Raw genomic sequence first — 15,026 nt, forward strand, 5'->3', positions numbered from 1 at the left:
GACCACCGGAGACCTCGTGACCAGCGTAGCGGTGACGGGACGGGCGGATCTGACCGACGCGCAGTGGAGTGTGCTGGAACCCCTGCTGCCTGTCGGGACGAAGCCGGGCCGCCCGCCGACATGGACCAGACGCCAGCTCATCGACGGGATCCGCTGGCGGGTGCGGGCCGGGACACCCTGGCGGGACGTGCCCCCGGCGTATGGGTCGTGGCAGGCGGTCTATGGGCTGTTTCGTCGCTGGCAGCGCGCCGGGGTCTGGGCACAGATCGTGGCCGCACTGCAGACCCGCGCTGACGCCGCGGGGTTGATCACCTGGGATGTCAGCGTGGATGCGACCATCGCCCGGGCGCACCAGCACGCCGCTGGGGCGCGGAAAAGGGGGCTGATCAGCGCGAGCCTCCGGGCGGGGTCGGCGAACCGGAGCCCGATGATCACGCGCTCGGGCGGTCGCGGGGCGGGTGGACCACCAAGCTGCATCTGGCCGCCGAGCAGGGGCAGAAACCGCTGTCGCTGGTCATCACCGCCGGGCAGCGGGGTGATTCGCCGCAGTTTCGGGTCGTGCTGGGCCGTATTCGAGTGGCCCGGCCGGGGCGTGGTCGGCCCCGGACCCGCCCGGATCGGGTGCTGGCCGACAAGGCCTACGGCTCCCGGGACAACCGGGCCTACCTGCGCCGACGCGGTGTTCGATGCACGATCCCGCAGAAAGCCGACCAGGAACGTCACCGCAAGGCCAAAGGGCGTGCGGGTGGACGACCACCGGCCTTCGACGAACAGGTCTACCAGCAGCGCCACGCCGTGGAATGCGCCATCAACCGGCTCAAGCGCCACCGCGCCGTGGCCACCAGATACGACAAGCTCGCCGTCCGCTACGAAGCCACCGTCCAGATCGCAGCCATCAACGAATGGCTCCGACTTTGAAACACGCCCTAGAGCCCCAGGTGCAGCCGCAGAGCGTTGTCGAGCTTGGTGAGGGTGTCCTCGGGCACCCGGCCGATGCGCTTGCCCAGGCGGTGGAACGCCACCGCCCGCACCTGCTCGGCCTGCGCCTTCGAGTCGCCGGCCAGGCCGCAGTCGGCGGCGCGCAGCCGGACCTGGAACGGCAGCACGCGGGTCACGTTGGAAGTGAGGGGCACGACGGTGATCACACCGCGCCGGGCGCGCTCCGCGCTGCGGTTGGCGGCGTCGTTGCTGACCACCACGGCCGGGCGGGTCTTGTTGGCCTCCGAGCCGCGGATGGGTTCGAAGTCGACCCAGTAGACGTCACCTCGACGCATCTGCGATGCCGTCCGCGGCGGTCGTCTCCCACAGGTGCCGGTCATCGCCGCTTTCCCATTCCTCCCACGCACTGGCGTAGGCGTCTTCCAGCTCGGCGCTGCGCAGCAGGCTGATGGCCTGGTGGATCACGGCGGATCTGGACGGCGCCCCCACCTGGTGGGCGTACTCGTCGACGAACGTCACGTCTTCGTCGGTGAGGCTCACACTGAGTTTCATACCCTCGATGCTACCCGGGGTGCTACCCCGTTGCGTAGCCGCCGCGTGAGCGGCGGCAACACCACGCTGACGCTGGCCAAGCTCGGGAGTCCGGACCAAGCCTGAGGGCTTCGGAACCGCGCCGCCTCTAGCGCAGGACCGGCAGCACCGGCGTCTTCGAACGTCCTGTCGCCGCGTCGACGAATGCCATCGGGTCGGCCAGGTCGGTGAGCAGGTGCGCGGTGGTGCACAGCGGGGCTCCCGCGACCGGGCCGGGCACCGGCATGTCCAGTGCGGTGGCCATGTCGGCGTAGTGCACGACCGCCTCCATCAGCAGGATGCGCATGACCTCCCGGGCGCTGAGCACGGCCACGCCGAGGTAGTCGATTCGGTGGTCGAGCGGGGTCTCGCGCATCTTCGCGATGAGCTTCGGCGCGGCGACGGTGAACGCCTCCAGCAGTTCCTCGGCGGGTGCCGCCGCCGCTTTCGCCACCGCCTGGTCGCGGATGTGGTCGGCGTGCTCGTGGGCGACCCCGCCCGGCTGCTGGAAGAACCGGAGGAGTTCGGCGGCGTCGTCGGAATGGGTGACCGGGGCCTGGACCGAAGGCGCGTTCCAGGCCGCGCCCGCGGCCCCGATCGCCGGCGCGCAGTGGGCGAAGACGTCGCGGACCGCCCACCCGTCCAGCCGGGTCGGAGCGCGCCACTGCTCGTCGCTGAGCCCGGAGCCGAGATCGGCCCATCCCCGCCACGCCTGCTCCAGTTCGTCAACGATCATCTGAACCCCCAGTCCGCTTCGAGCACTTCACGCTCGATTAGACCATGATCGGCAACGGAATCTGGGCCGTACGGTCGAAACCGGGCACGAATTCCCATTAATGCTGGTAGTCGTGGTGAAACGGGCTGGCACAAATGCGCCAATTCCTGCTCGCGCACCGGATTCCGGTCTAACTTCCAACCGCCGCAATTCCGGTCTTTCGCGAGGAGGACGACATGTCCCTGTCCCGAATAGCACGTCCCGTTGCCAGCGTTCTGCTGGCCTTCGCCGTTCTGCTCGGTTTTCCGTTGTCGGCGTCGGCCGCCGCGCCGCAGAACGTCCACGTCGTCACCTACGACGCCGGCGGCGCCCAGGAGTTCGTCGACGCGGTGAACCAGGGTGCCCAGGTCTGGAACGACAACGTCAAGAACGTGCGGTTGGAGCCGGCCAACGGCGGAGCCGCGGACCTGACCGTGCTGGCCGACGACGGGTGGCCGCGCGCCCAGGTCGAGGGGCTCGGCCAGGGGACGATCTGGATGGGCCGCCAGGCGGTGAACGAGGGCCACGACGTCATCCGCATCGCCGCCCACGAGATCGGCCACATCCTCGGCCTGCCGGACAACCGCACCGGCGTCTGCGCCGACCTGATGTCGGGTGCCAGCGCCGGACCGGACTGCGACAACGCGAAGCCGAACCCCGACGAGATCGCCGAGGTGGAGCAGAACTTCGCCGGAGGCGCCGTGATTCCGCGCCGCCTCTACCTCGAGACCGCGCCCGCGCTGCGCTGAGGCATTCCCGGATTCGGCCACGCCGTTTCGTCGAGCGCACGTCCGCCGAGCCCGCCAGCCACCTCAGATCCCACGACGCGCCGGGACCCACCGCCCGGCGCGTCGTGCCGCATTGGTCCAGACGACCGATTCCGCGCTCCCGGTTCCGCGAGTACGAATGGAATCGGTGCCGCGCGAACAGCGCGTCCGGAGGAAGAGGGTGGGCATGAGGCATGTCCGGCGTGTTCCGCTGTCCGTCGTCGCCGCCGTGGCCCTGCTTCCCGCCGTCGCCGCGCCCGGCGGCGCCCGCCCGGGCGGCTGCGACGACCCGATCGCACCGGCCCCGATCATGGCGCTGGAGGAGTGCGACACACCTGAGCGGATCGTGGCCAAGGCCGCCAACGTCGTGCCCGCACCGAAGCAGATCGCCTGGCAGCAGCAGGGAGTCATCGCCTTCACGCACTTCGGCATGAACACCTTCACCGACCGCGAATGGGGTTCGGGCGCGGAGGCCCCGGCGAGCTTCGACCCGCCCGGCCTCGACGTCGAGCAGTGGATGCGCGCCTATCGCGACTCCGGCGCGGAGCTGGTGATGCTCACCGTCAAGCACCACGACGGGTTCGTGCTCTACCCGACGCGCTACACGCGGCACTCGATCGTCGCGAGCCCCTGGTGGAACGGCGATCCCTCCCGCGACGTGCTCGGCCGCTACGTCCGCGCCGCGCGCGAGGCAGGACTGCGGGTCGGCATCTACCTCTCGCCCTCCGACGGCGCCGAGCATCCGCACGACTGGCACGCCGGCTACGTCCGCGACATCCGCGCCAAGCACGAGGCCGGGCTGCCGCTGAGCACCGAGGAGCGGGTCACCCTGGAGGACGGCGACCGCGCGCCCGGCGGCCACGGCCGCTACGGCAACGGCAGCGCGGTCGTGCCGCGCGCGATCCCGACGCTGGTGCCGGGCGACGACCGCGCGGACGAGGTCGCCGACGGTTCGCTGCCGTCGTTCTCCTTCGCCGCCGACGACTACAACGCCTTCTACCTCAACCAGATCTACGAGCTGCTGACCCAGTACGGGCCGATCGACGAGTTCTGGCTCGACGGCGCGAACCCGTGGGCGGAGGCCGGGCTCACCGAGGACTACGACTTCGCGTCATGGTTCCGGCTCATCGAGCGGCTCTCGCCGGACACGGTGATCGACGAGGGTCCGCGCGGGTTCCGCTGGGTGGGCAACGAGGACGGGATCGCCCGCGAGTCCGAGTGGAGCCCGACGCCCTACACCGCCGACCCGGAGATCTCCTACGGCCAGGAGGCGATCATCGGCGGCTGGCCGGACGGCGCGACCGCCGACGACCTCGGCTCACGGGAGAAGATCAGCGACCCGTCGGTGCGGTACCTGTCGTGGATGCCCGCCGAGTCCGATGTCTCGATCCGGCCGAGCTGGTTCCACCACGACGACGAGCGTCCGAAGCCGGCTGCCGAGCTCGTCTCGCTCTACCAGCGCAGCGCGGGCCGCAACTCGTTGCTGCTGCTCAACGTGCCGCCGGACCGGTCGGGCCGCATCGACGACGCCGACGCCGCCGAGCTGCGCGCCTTCGGCGACGCGATCCGGCGCACGTACCAGCGCGACCTGGCCGACGGCTGCGGCGCGCCCGCACTCACCGACGGCGACCTGACCACCGGGTGGCGGCCGCCGGGCGGTGCGGCCACCGGCGAGCTGGAGGTGGAGCTTGGCGGGCGGCGTACGTTCGACCAGGTCGAACTGGGCGAGGACGTCACCGCGGGGCAGCGGGTGGAGCGGTTCGCCGTCGACGTCCGCCGGGGCGACCGCTGGGTCGAGATCGGCTCGGCCACGACCATCGGGCTCCGCAGGCTCCTCGTGCTGTCCGAGCCGGTTGAGGCCGACCGGCTCCGCGTCCGGATCCAGCAGTCCCGAGGCACGCCCGAACTCGCCACCCTCGGCCTGTACCGCACGGTCCCACCGGGCGCTGGAACGGCTCGGTGAGCCCTTTCACCACCGCATCACCCGGCTGTCCGATTCCGTTCCGCTGCCAGGAGGACCGACGCTAAGGTCTGCGATCAAGGTCAGGTGACCCGCGCGGCCGAGGTGGCGGGGAGCGTGCGTCCGGATGGCGGAACGACGCGCTGCGGTCGTTCGGCCCCTCTCACGACGACGGAACGGAGTGGGTGATGGGCGGTCCTGCGTTCGAGTCGCTGTACTACGTCGACCGCGGTGCCGCCGACGAGGGCGGGTTCCAGGCGGTGTCGGCGGGGACCGGTGAGGAGACCAAGGCGCTCGTGCGCCGGTCGGTCCTGCACACCGCGCCCGCTTCCGACTCCGGCGGCCGTGCCGGCGCGTCGCTGAGCCACGTCTTCGACGGCGTGTACGTGACCGCCCGCGGCGCCCGGCTCGCGGGCGACGACAAGCACCGCTTCACCCACGCCGTCGCGACCGCAGACTCCGCGCTGTACGGCGCGGTCCGCCCGGCACAGCTGTGGGATGCGCCGTGGTGGTCCGAACAGCCCGCGCCGAGCGCGGAATGCGACGCGGTGGCCGCCGAACCGCAGCCGGGTCCGTTCGGCATCGAGGAGGTCCGCGACTGGGTGCGGGGGTTGCCGGACGGGGAGACCCGGCTGCTGGCCGTGCATTCCGCGCTGGACCGGCTGCACGGTCACGACGCGGCGCAGGTGCGGTTCGTCGGCGCCGATCCGGCTGAGATCGTCCGCTGGCTCGCGGCGGCGACGCTGCTGCTCCCGCAGGAGATGGCATTGCGAGTCGGTTTCCGCATCTATGCGACCGGCCCGGAGCCCGGCGGTCCCGGAGTGCTGGCACTGCATCCCGAGCAGGCGGGCCGGTTCGCCGAACCGGGAGCCGACCGGAACTACGTGGTGTTCGACCTGACCACGGGACGGCACTCCGCCGTCGAGCCCACCGAGTCGGGGCTGCACTGGGTGCCTCGCTTCCTCAAGGCCGACCCCTACGACGTGGTGGACGCGGTGGAGCTGGCGCACCTGTTCGCGCGGGACGCCAAGCGGCGCCGCGCGACGCTGGCGGACCGGCTCGTCGGCGGAGTCCTGATGTGCGGCGAGTCGGTCGACGACCGGGCCGACGCGATCGAGCTCGTGAACTGGCTCGAGCACGCACCGTCCTCGTCCACGACCGACGCCCTGGAGCGGGTGACCGAGGCGGTCATGGCCGCCGGTCCGGACCGCACCCTGCTGCGGCGGCTGGCCACAACCGTCCACAGTGGAAGCGGAGCGATGGCCGGTCAGGTGCGCTACGCCTTGCTGTGGGCCGAGATCGACGAGTTCGTGCGCGGCGGCGACGGAACCCAGCCGGGAACGTTGCCCGAGCGGTCGTGGACTCCAGAGGAGATGGAGAAGGCCGCCTCGCTCGTCGAGGCCGCCGCGGGCGGAGTCGAACCGCAGCGCCTCGACCCGCTGTTGCGCCTCGCCGCGAGTTTCGGCGTCAAGCCGCGGCCGGAGCGTTTCGCTGCTGCCGCGGCCAGGTTCGCCGCCTGGTGGGCCGACAATCCCGCCGCCGGGATGAACCCGGACCGCTGGCCGTGCGGGGCCGAGCTGATCGCCCTGCTGCGCAAGGAACTCGCGTCCCGGCTGGAAGGTCCGGATGCCGGGCCCACCGCGACGGCGATCCGCGAGCGCTGGTGGCGGATCTTCGCCCCGGCGATCAGCGACCCGTTCGCGCCTCTGGACGCGGCGGTCGCGGCGGCCGCGGTCGAGAACGGCGACCGCAGCAGGCAGGACGCCATCACCGCGATGCTCGGCCCGCTCCGCGAAGCCGACCGCCCAGGCGTCGGCGACGCCGTGTGGGACGCGCTGTTCGCGCACTCCGGCCCGGCGCTGGAGGAGATGCAGCGGTTGTTCGCAGGCATGCCGACCGCCACGCTTTCGGAGTCGCTGGCGCAGAAGGCCCTCTCCGCTCTCGCCGGCAGCGAGGTCTCCGCTCTGTACCTGGACGTGCTGCGGCTACTTGTCGAACACGTCCGGGACGAGGCCCTGCTCGCGTTGTGGAAGGAAGACGGCACGCTGCGGCGCTGGCTGACCGCCTTCCGGCGTTCCGGCGAGACGCCGCCCCCTGCCGAATTGCGCGCGGTGTCCAAGAAGGTCTTCGCGGCACGCGGACCGGCCATCGTCGACGCCCTGCTCGACGGCGAGCGGGCGAAGGCGGTCGACGCCGTCGTGCGGGCAGGTGAGCAACTCCAGCAGGTCGTGGTCGGCGAACTCGCGGCCGCCTGGGACGACGAGGCGACCACGACCGAGCGCAGGGACCGAGCGGTCGTGCTGGCGTTCCTCATTGGCTGGGCCGACGATCTCACGCCGACGATGCGCGCGGATTTCGACAAGGCCCTGGAGGACTGGGCCGGCGCGCACGGCCAGGCGGACTACCGCAGGGTCAGCCGGCTGCTGCGAGCCGACGGCCCCGAGAACGCCGCGGTGTGGCACGAATGGCTCCGCGAGCTCAGCAAGAAGACATCGCGCAAGCCCGCCTCCCCCGTGGCCGACTGGCTCCTCGGCCGCCGACGCGACCGCTGAGCTCTGCTGCGGCCGGCGAGCCTCCCGCTCCCGCCGCGAGCCTCGCGCCTGGTCGTGATCTGCCGCCACGCCGCCTACTCCGTTGGCGGCCAACCCATGGTCGCGAAGGGAATCCCGTCGCGGTAGGCGTGGATGCCCGCGGCGGGGTAGGGGATGAGCGGCTCCGGCAGCCGGTGCAGGTCGAACCACTCGATGCCGTGGCACTTCTCCGGCTCGAGGTTGACGGGCTCGCCGGTCCAGCGGGTCGCTTCGAAGAACATGCCCAGCCGGGGCTCCTGTCCGGTGTCGGTGGCGTGGATGGTGTGGACGTGCCGCAGGTCGGCGGGGTCGATCCGCACGCCGACCTCCTCCCGGGCCTCCCGCACCGCCGCCGCGAGGACCGACTCACCGGCGTCGAGCTTCCCGGATGGCAGGTGCCACATCCCGTCGCCGTACCGGCCCCTGCGCAGGCTCAGCAGAACCTCGCCGTCGCGCACGAGCAGCAGGTGCGCGTCGATGATCGTGCGATGCGGCATCCGGCTGTCCTCACGGGTCACGACGGGCGGGAGTGCGTGGAGCCTACGTACCTCCACCGACGCGGTCATTTGGACTTCGTGTTCTCACCTGAGCTGCCGGTCTCGGCGATGGCCGCCTCATAGGCCGCGGCGAGCCGTTCGGTGGCGGTGGGCCGGTCGCTGTCCGGGCGCGGCGTGCCGAGGTGCCGTTCGCGGAGCTCGGCCATGAAGTCCTCCCAGAGTTCTGGTCCTCCGGCCTCCAGGACCTCGGCGCGCACCCGCAGTTCCCGGGTGGTGGGGCGGTGCCGCAGGCCCCAGGCGGCGAGGTGTGCCATGACGGGGACGAGCTGGATCGCAGGCTCGGTGAGGCTGTAGGTCGCGCGCTGGCCGCGCTTGACATCGTCCCGTGTGAGCAGGCCTTCCTCGACCAGAGTCCGCAGCCGGTCGGCGAGGATGTTCGAGGCGATGCCCTCTTCCGACTCGGATTGCAGCCGGCGGAAGTGCCGACGGTCGCCGAACATCACGTCGCGCAGCACGAGCATGGTCCAGCGGTCGCCCAGCACTTCGATCGCGGCGTTGATCGGGCACCCCGAACGCTGGTCGTCGATCATCGCATCTCCCCACTCAGACCAATTGCATTCTACAAGCACCCCTTGCTAGCCTCAGTCCGCTTGCAAGTCGCAAGCACTTGCTTCGGACTGCGCGGCAGGTGTGCGGACAAGGTCGGAGATGGAATCCGGTGCGCAAACTCTTCTCCTACGTGGCGATCAGCCTCGACGGCTACTACGAGGGCCCGAACGGCGAGTTCGACTGGCCGAACGTCGATGCGGAGTACTTCGAGTTCGCCAACCAGAGCGACGCCTACATCGACACGCTGTTGTTCGGCCGGAGGGGCTACGAGCACATGGCCGCGCACTGGCCGAACGCCACCGGGCCAGACCCCGAGATCGTCGAGTTCATGAACAGCGTGCGGAAGGTCGTGGTCTCCTCCACGTTGGAGAAGGCGGAATGGAACAACACGACCCTCGTCGATGGCGATGATCTGGCCGAGACGGTCACAGCGCTGAAGCAGCAGCCCGGCAAGGAGATCGCGCTGTTCGGCAGCGTGACGCTGACCGCGAGCCTGCTCGAACTCGGTCTGATCGACGAACTCCGCGTGCTCGTGAACCCGCTCATTCTGAGCGGGGGCCGTTCGCTGTTCTCGACGCTGAACAAGCGCATCCCGCTCGAACTGTGGCGGACGACGACGTTCCGCTCCGGCAACGTCCTGCTGACGTACCGCCCGGCGTGAACCGCACCCGGACGTGCCGTCGCGGAACTCTCCTGTTGCCAGGAGTGATGCGCCCCCAGCAGGACTCGAACCTGCGACCTAAGGATTAGAAGTCCTTTGCTCTATCCAGCTGAGCTATGGGGGCCGGAGCGCAGCTCTGCTGAACCGCACGAAGCAGGGTAGCGGCCCGAGTCGTCCCATGTGGGACCGACGCCGCACCGTTGCCGAGCCGGTATCGAACGGCAAGCTGATCGACAGCGGCCGGGTCCCGGCAGCGGTCTCAGGCCGGCGGCAGTCTTCGCAGCGCCGACGTGGTCAGCGCGAACAGCTGGTCCGCGGTGTCGGCCGCCGTGGCGCCCTGCTTCGAAAGCAGTGTGAGCAGCGTGCGGTCCTGGCTGATCGCGGTGCTGGCCGTGCAGGTCTGGTGCACGTCCACCAGCTCGCAGTACAGCCATGTCGAGTGTCCGTCGACGGCCACCGGGGCGCCCGCGGGCTGGCGCGTGACGACCTCGGCGTAGGGCAGGTGGAAGCCCGCGCCCACCGCGTCCTCGGGTCCGCCACCCAGGGCGTGGGAGCACGTGCTCGGCAGCGGAGTGCCCGGTCGCGGCGGCCCGACCGCGCCGCCGACCCTGGCGAAGTCCTCCGGGGCGAACAGGGTGCACGGGTCGAGTCCGTCGACCCGGCGCGGCTGCGGGATCTGCGGCTCGGATGCGCGGGGCGCCGTCGGCGGCTGCGGATCGTCGCCGTAGAAGCCGGCCGCGGGAATCGGGTCGCCCTGGATCGGGTTCGCGCACGCGCCCATGGCCGGGAGGCCCAGCGCCGTCACCACCGCCAGCGTCCGGAGCTTCGAGCACCGCGCCGCACGCTTGCGCGGTCGTGTCGGCTGCGTGTGCGGACGGCTGCGGCGGGTGATTTTCACGGCGTTCACCGTAGCGGCGGCGACCCCCGCGAACCATGGTGACAGGCACCAACCTCCCAGGTGATTGCCTATACGTTCCGGTTACGCTCGGTGTGTGGCATCTGAGACCGTCAGCGACTCCACCGCGCCGGAGGCCCGTACCCGATCCAGCGCGGTAGGTGTGCTCGTCGTCACCGCCGGGGTGCTGGCGGCGCTGGTCGCGGCCGCGCTGACCGCGCTGTCGGCGAGCGACGCCTACGCCGCCTACGGTCTGCCCGACCCGGGGCCCGTCACCCGATTCGGTCTCCCCGTCGTGCGGGTGCTCGCCGAGTCCGGGGCGGTGGTGTGCATCGGCTCGTTGCTGCTCGCCGCGTTCGGCATCCCCGCCAAGCGCTCCGGCGCGCTCGCCGCCGACGGCTACGCCGCGGTGCGGACGGCCGGCTGGGCGGCTGCCGCGTGGTTCGTGGGGGCCGTGCTGATGGTCGCGTTCACCGCGGCCGACGCGTCCGGACGACCGGTGCACGAGGTGCTCGACACCGAGGTCCTCTTCGGCCTGGTGGACGCGCTGGAGGAGGCCAAGGCGTGGGGCCTGACCGCGCTGATCGCCTTCGTGCTCGCGCTGGCCTGCCGGGTGGTGCTGACCTGGGGCTGGACGACGGTGCTGTTCGCAGGCTCGCTGGCCGGGCTGTTCCCGGTGATCGCGACCGGCCACTCCGCCAGCGGCGGTGCCCACGACATCGCCACCAACAGCCTGCTGTTCCACCTGTTCGGCGCTGCCCTGTGGGTCGGCGGGCTGGTAGCGCTGCTCGCGCACGCCGTGCGGCGCGGTGCGCACCTGGGCGTGGTGGCGCGCAGGTACTCGGCGATCGCGCTGGTCTGCTGGATCGCGATGGCGGCCTCCGGAGTGATCAACTCCCTGGTCCGGGTGCCGCTGGACCAGGTGTTCAGCACGACCTACGGCGTCCTGGTGACGCTGAAGGTCCTGGCTCTGGTGGCGCTCGGCGGTTTCGGCTACTTCCAGCGGCAGCGGGCCGTGCGCGACATCGAGAGTGGTAGCGGCGCCCTCGTACGCCTCGGTGCGGTCGAGGTGCTCGTGATGTTCGCGACGATCGGCATCGCGGTCGCGCTCGGGCGCACGCCTCCGCCCGCCGAGCTCGGTCCGGTCCCCAGCAAGACCGAGCTGCTGGTCGGCTATCCCCTGGAGGCGCCGCCCACGCTGTTCAGGCTGCTGTTCGACGTCCGGTTCGACCTGGTCTACGGCACGCTGGCCATCGCGCTGGCCGTGCTCTACGTGGTGGGCGTGCGGCGGCTGCGCGCCCGGGGCGACAAGTGGCCTGTCGGCCGCACCGCTGCGTGGCTGTGCGGGTGCGCGACGATCCTGGTCGCGACCTCGGCGGGTGTCGGCAAGTACGCGCCGGCCGTCTTCAGCGTGCACATGGGCCAGCACATGCTGATGTCGATGCTCGCGCCGCCGCTGCTGGTGCTGGGCGGACCGACGACGCTGGCCCTGCGAGTGCTCAAGCCGGCGGGCAAGGGGCAGCCGCCAGGGCCTCGCGAATGGCTGCTGGCGTTCCTGCACTCGCCCCTGACCAGGCTGCTGACCAACCCGTTCATCGCCCTCGCGCTGTTCGTGGGCTCGTTCTACGCGCTGTACTTCTCCGGGCTGTTCGACGTGGCGCTTACCCAGCACTGGGCGCACCTGGCGATGAACGCGCACTTCCTGCTCGTCGGATACATCTTCTACTGGCCCGTGATCGGGGTGGACCCGGCGCCGAAGCCGCTGCCGTCGCTGGGCAAGGTGGGCCTGGTCTTCGCCTCGATGCCGTTCCACGCGTTCTTCGGTATCGCCCTGATGATGTCCGCGACGGTCATCGGGCAGAACTTCTACCGCAGCCTGGAGCTGCCCTGGATGACCGACCTGCTCGCCGACCAGCGGCTCGGCGGCGGCCTCGCGTGGGCGTCCGGGGAGGTCCCGCTGATCGTGGTGATGCTGGCGCTGCTGATCCAGTGGTCGCGGGCCGACACCAGGGCTGCCCGCCGGATGGACCGCAAGGCCGACGCCGACGGCGATGCCGAGCTGGCCGCCTACAACGCGATGCTCAAGCAGATGGCGGAGCAGGACTCCCCGCGCAAGGGCTGAGCCCCGGCAGTTTTCTCGTGTCGCTCGCCTGTCGCGCGAGTTCGCCTGCGGTTCCCATGGCTGAGTTGTCCACAGGCACCTGGTTTATCCACAGATCGTGAAATCGACGTCGCGCTCCGTGTTCGACCTTCGGCAAGCTGGTCTTGTGCCGGGAGATGCCGGCCCATGGGACGAACGCGGGAAGGACATCGCGATGTTCGAGACGATCGTGACGGTGGTCGGCTACGTGATCACCGAGCCGAGGGTCAGGCGAACCCCCGGCGGCAACCGGGTCACCAGCTTCCGCGTGGTGAGCACCTCGCGCCGCTTCGACAAGGACTCGGAGGAGTGGGTCAACGGCGACCAGGTATTCGCCACGGTGAACTGCTGGCACCGCCTGGCCGACGGGGTGGCCGAGGAGATGCGCAAGAGCGATCCCGTGGTGCTCACCGGGCGAATGCGAACCAGGGACTACGAGGTCGGCGGCCAGTGGCGCAGCGCTGTCGAGATCGACGCCAACGCCGTCGGCCTCGACCTGGCGCGCCAACGCAGGAAAGACGATCCGCCGGGCTTGCGCCACGACGATCCCGCGGGCTGGGAAAGGGGACTGCGCCACGACGAGCCCTCGACGGTGCGCGAGGCCGACTTGGTGGGGGTCGGCCACGGCGCGTCCGTGGCCGGTCAGGACGTGTCCGCGGAAGCGAGCCGCGACCGTTCCGAGCGAGCCGGTCCGGCCCTGTCTGCGGCCGGCCGCGACCAGGCGGTGAGAACCAGCCGTGACCGAGCGGACGGTTCGGCTCGCCCGGTACCGCTGGGTCTGCCTGGCGCCCGGGCGCCAGGCAGACCACCGTCCGTGTGTGAAGTATCGGCCGATGAAAAGCGGATCCCGGCCTGAGCAGTACCGATGGCCGCCATGAGGAGGTGATGTGACGGGGGTTGTCCGGGACGGAGGGCGACCACCGCCCGATGGGCGACCGCGGTGAAGGGTCCGGTACTAGGCGCAACTACGATTCGGGGCATGGCCGAGTTCATCTACACCATGAAAAAGGTGCGCAAAGCGCACGGGGACAAGGTCATCCTCGATGACGCGACCATCCAGTTCTACCCCGGTGCCAAGATCGGCGTGGTCGGCCCCAACGGCGCCGGCAAGTCGACGGTGCTGCGGATCATGGCGGGACTCGACCAGCCGAACAACGGTGAGGCGTTCCTCTCGCCCGGCTACACCGTGGGCATCATGCAGCAGGAACCTCCGCTGAACGAGGAGAAGACGGTCCTCGGCAACGTCGAGGAAGGCGTCGGCGAGATCAAGCAGAAGCTCAACCGCTTCAACGAGATCGCCGAGCAGCTCGCCACCGACTACTCCGACGAGCTGATGGAGGAGATGGGCAAGCTCCAGGAGGAGCTCGACCACGCCGACGCCTGGGAGCTGGACTCTCAGCTTGAGCAGGCGATGGACGCGCTGCGCTGCCCGCCGCCGGAAGCCGAGGTCAAGTACCTGTCGGGTGGTGAGCGCCGCCGGGTGGCGCTGTGCAAGCTGCTGCTGAGCAAGCCGGACCTGCTGCTGCTCGACGAGCCCACCAACCACCTGGACGCCGAGAGCGTGCTGTGGCTGGAGCAGTTCCTGTCCAACTACGCCGGCGCCGTGCTCGCCGTCACCCACGACCGGTACTTCCTGGACAACGTCGCGGGCTGGATCCTGGAGCTCGACCGCGGCCGCACCTTCCCGTACGAGGGCAACTACTCGACCTACCTGGAGAAGAAGGCCGAGCGCCTGGCCGTGCAGGGCAAGCGCGACCAGAAGCTGCAGAAGCGCCTGAAGGACGAGCTGGAGTGGGTCCGCTCCAACGCAAAGGCCCGCCAGACCAAGTCGCGTTCCCGTCTGGACCGCTACGAGGAGATGGCCGCCGAGGCGGAGAAGACCCGCAAGCTCGACTTCGAGGAGATCCAGATCCCGCCGGGGCCGCGCCTGGGCAACGTCGTGGTCGAGGCCGACAAGCTCAAGAAGGGCTTCGGCGACAACCTGCTGATCGACGGCCTGTCGTTCAACCTGCCGCGCAACGGCATCGTCGGTGTCATCGGCCCCAACGGTGTCGGCAAGACCACGCTGTTCAAGACCATCGTCGGTCTGGAGCAGCCCGACGATGGCTCGGTCAAGGTCGGTGACACGGTCAAGCTGTCCTACGTCGACCAGAACCGCGCCAACATCGACCCGGACAAGAACGTCTGGCAGGTGGTCTCCGACGGGCTGGACTACATCCAGGTCGGCCAGGTCGAGATGCCGTCGCGGGCGTACGTCAGCGCGTTCGGCTTCAAGGGCCCGGACCAGCAGAAGCCGGCGGGCGTGCTCTCCGGTGGTGAGCGCAACCGGCTGAACCTGGCGTTGACGCTCAAGGAGGGCGGCAACCTGATCCTGCTGGACGAGCCGACCAACGACCTTGACGTCGAGACCCTGAGCTCGCTGGAGAACGCGCTCGAGCAGTTCCCCGGCTGCGCCGTGGTCATCTCCCACGACCGGTGGTTCCTGGACCGCGTCGCCACCCACATCCTCGCGTGGGAGGGAGATGACGAGAACCCCGCCAAGTGGTTCTGGTTCGAGGGTAACTTCGAGGGCTACGAGAAGAACAAGATCGAGCGGCTGGGCCAGGAGGCGGCCCGTCCGCACCGCGTGACCCATCGCAAGTTGACTCGGGGCTGAACTGGGAG

Annotated in this window: 14 protein-coding genes and 1 tRNA gene; 8 read left to right on the forward strand and 7 right to left on the reverse strand. The window is 70.3% G+C overall.

The window, feature by feature from the left end; translation table 11 throughout:
• Positions 1 to 31: 31 nt before the first annotated feature.
• A protein-coding gene (locus HUO13_RS06530; RefSeq protein WP_211902697.1) for an IS5 family transposase occupies positions 32 to 918 on the forward strand; the annotation gives its coding sequence in 2 pieces (ribosomal slippage) (positions 32 to 427 and positions 430 to 918; 885 coding nt in all).
• 8 nt (positions 919 to 926) lie between these two features.
• Here the strand turns inward: HUO13_RS06530 and HUO13_RS06535 are convergent.
• From HUO13_RS06535 to HUO13_RS06545, 3 genes are all read right to left on the reverse strand, one after another.
• Positions 927 to 1,274 (reverse strand): type II toxin-antitoxin system PemK/MazF family toxin, encoded by a 348-nt coding sequence (locus HUO13_RS06535; protein ID WP_211900556.1) that lies wholly within the window; start codon positions 1,272 to 1,274, stop codon positions 927 to 929.
• Entirely contained in the window at positions 1,261 to 1,491 is a 231-nt protein-coding gene (locus HUO13_RS06540; RefSeq protein WP_211900557.1) for an antitoxin, read from the reverse strand. Before HUO13_RS06540 ends, HUO13_RS06535 begins: the two co-directional genes overlap by 14 nt.
• A gap of 127 nt (positions 1,492 to 1,618) precedes the next feature.
• On the reverse strand, positions 1,619 to 2,245 hold the full coding sequence (locus HUO13_RS06545) for a maleylpyruvate isomerase N-terminal domain-containing protein (RefSeq protein ID WP_211900558.1): 627 nt from the start codon (positions 2,243 to 2,245) through the stop codon (positions 1,619 to 1,621).
• 215 nt (positions 2,246 to 2,460) lie between these two features.
• Here HUO13_RS06545 and HUO13_RS06550 point away from each other — a divergent pair, with 215 nt between their 5' ends.
• From HUO13_RS06550 to HUO13_RS06560, 3 genes are all read left to right on the forward strand, one after another.
• The gene (locus HUO13_RS06550) at positions 2,461 to 3,012 is read left to right on the forward strand and encodes a snapalysin family zinc-dependent metalloprotease (protein ID WP_211900559.1); all 552 of its coding nucleotides are present in this window, start codon (positions 2,461 to 2,463) and stop codon (positions 3,010 to 3,012) included.
• 205 nt (positions 3,013 to 3,217) lie between these two features.
• Positions 3,218 to 4,993, forward strand: a complete 1,776-nt coding sequence (locus HUO13_RS06555; RefSeq protein WP_211900560.1) for an alpha-L-fucosidase — start codon at positions 3,218 to 3,220, stop codon at positions 4,991 to 4,993.
• 185 nt (positions 4,994 to 5,178) lie between these two features.
• Positions 5,179 to 7,542: a GTPase-associated protein 1-related protein gene (locus tag HUO13_RS06560; protein ID WP_211900561.1), complete on the forward strand. Its 2,364-nt coding sequence runs from the start codon at positions 5,179 to 5,181 to the stop codon at positions 7,540 to 7,542.
• A gap of 74 nt (positions 7,543 to 7,616) precedes the next feature.
• Here the strand turns inward: HUO13_RS06560 and HUO13_RS06565 are convergent, their stop codons facing one another.
• Both HUO13_RS06565 and HUO13_RS06570 read right to left on the reverse strand, forming a co-directional pair.
• Positions 7,617 to 8,057 (reverse strand): NUDIX hydrolase, encoded by a 441-nt coding sequence (locus HUO13_RS06565; RefSeq protein WP_211900562.1) that lies wholly within the window; start codon positions 8,055 to 8,057, stop codon positions 7,617 to 7,619.
• Between the two features lie 65 nt (positions 8,058 to 8,122).
• On the reverse strand, positions 8,123 to 8,647 hold the full coding sequence (locus HUO13_RS06570; RefSeq protein WP_211900563.1) for a winged helix-turn-helix transcriptional regulator: 525 nt from the start codon (positions 8,645 to 8,647) through the stop codon (positions 8,123 to 8,125).
• Between the two features lie 128 nt (positions 8,648 to 8,775).
• Between HUO13_RS06570 and HUO13_RS06575 the strand changes: the two genes are divergently transcribed.
• A complete protein-coding gene (locus HUO13_RS06575) occupies positions 8,776 to 9,327 on the forward strand; it encodes a dihydrofolate reductase family protein (protein WP_211900564.1) in 552 nt (183 codons plus the stop codon).
• A 50-nt stretch (positions 9,328 to 9,377) separates the two neighbouring features.
• On the opposite strand, the gene HUO13_RS06580 is transcribed toward HUO13_RS06575, so the two are convergent.
• Positions 9,378 to 9,451, reverse strand: a tRNA-Arg gene (locus tag HUO13_RS06580).
• A gap of 135 nt (positions 9,452 to 9,586) precedes the next feature.
• Positions 9,587 to 10,225: a DUF3558 domain-containing protein gene (locus tag HUO13_RS06585; protein ID WP_249124495.1), complete on the reverse strand. Its 639-nt coding sequence runs from the start codon at positions 10,223 to 10,225 to the stop codon at positions 9,587 to 9,589.
• A gap of 94 nt (positions 10,226 to 10,319) precedes the next feature.
• Between HUO13_RS06585 and HUO13_RS06590 the strand changes: the two genes are divergently transcribed.
• The 3 genes from HUO13_RS06590 (at position 10,320) to ettA (ending at position 15,018) form a co-directional block, all read left to right on the forward strand.
• Positions 10,320 to 12,344 carry a cytochrome c oxidase assembly protein gene (locus HUO13_RS06590; RefSeq protein WP_211900565.1) on the forward strand — a complete coding sequence of 675 codons (2,025 nt, stop codon included), beginning with the start codon at positions 10,320 to 10,322 and terminating at the stop codon, positions 12,342 to 12,344.
• 193 nt (positions 12,345 to 12,537) lie between these two features.
• The gene (locus tag HUO13_RS06595) at positions 12,538 to 13,218 is read left to right on the forward strand and encodes a single-stranded DNA-binding protein (RefSeq protein WP_211900566.1); all 681 of its coding nucleotides are present in this window, start codon (positions 12,538 to 12,540) and stop codon (positions 13,216 to 13,218) included.
• A 123-nt stretch (positions 13,219 to 13,341) separates the two neighbouring features.
• A complete protein-coding gene (ettA, locus tag HUO13_RS06600) occupies positions 13,342 to 15,018 on the forward strand; it encodes an energy-dependent translational throttle protein EttA (RefSeq protein ID WP_211900567.1) in 1,677 nt (558 codons plus the stop codon).
• The last annotated feature ends 8 nt before the right edge of the window (positions 15,019 to 15,026 follow it).

The organism is Saccharopolyspora erythraea, from assembly GCF_018141105.1.
GTDB classification, from domain to species: domain Bacteria; phylum Actinomycetota; class Actinomycetes; order Mycobacteriales; family Pseudonocardiaceae; genus Saccharopolyspora_D; species Saccharopolyspora_D erythraea_A.

Coding starts and splice junctions, on each gene's coding strand:
- HUO13_RS06550 (WP_211900559.1), top strand. CDS start 2,461: ATGTCCCTGTCCCGAATAGCACGTCCCGTTGCCAGCGTTCTGCTGGCC.
- HUO13_RS06535 (WP_211900556.1), bottom strand. CDS start 1,274: ATGCGTCGAGGTGACGTCTACTGGGTCGACTTCGAACCCATCCGCGGC.
- HUO13_RS06595 (WP_211900566.1), top strand. CDS start 12,538: ATGTTCGAGACGATCGTGACGGTGGTCGGCTACGTGATCACCGAGCCG.
- HUO13_RS06570 (WP_211900563.1), bottom strand. CDS start 8,647: ATGATCGACGACCAGCGTTCGGGGTGCCCGATCAACGCCGCGATCGAA.
- HUO13_RS06560 (WP_211900561.1), top strand. CDS start 5,179: ATGGGCGGTCCTGCGTTCGAGTCGCTGTACTACGTCGACCGCGGTGCC.
- HUO13_RS06565 (WP_211900562.1), bottom strand. CDS start 8,057: ATGCCGCATCGCACGATCATCGACGCGCACCTGCTGCTCGTGCGCGAC.
- HUO13_RS06545 (WP_211900558.1), bottom strand. CDS start 2,245: ATGATCGTTGACGAACTGGAGCAGGCGTGGCGGGGATGGGCCGATCTC.
- HUO13_RS06540 (WP_211900557.1), bottom strand. CDS start 1,491: ATGAAACTCAGTGTGAGCCTCACCGACGAAGACGTGACGTTCGTCGAC.
- HUO13_RS06555 (WP_211900560.1), top strand. CDS start 3,218: ATGAGGCATGTCCGGCGTGTTCCGCTGTCCGTCGTCGCCGCCGTGGCC.
- ettA (WP_211900567.1), top strand. CDS start 13,342: ATGGCCGAGTTCATCTACACCATGAAAAAGGTGCGCAAAGCGCACGGG.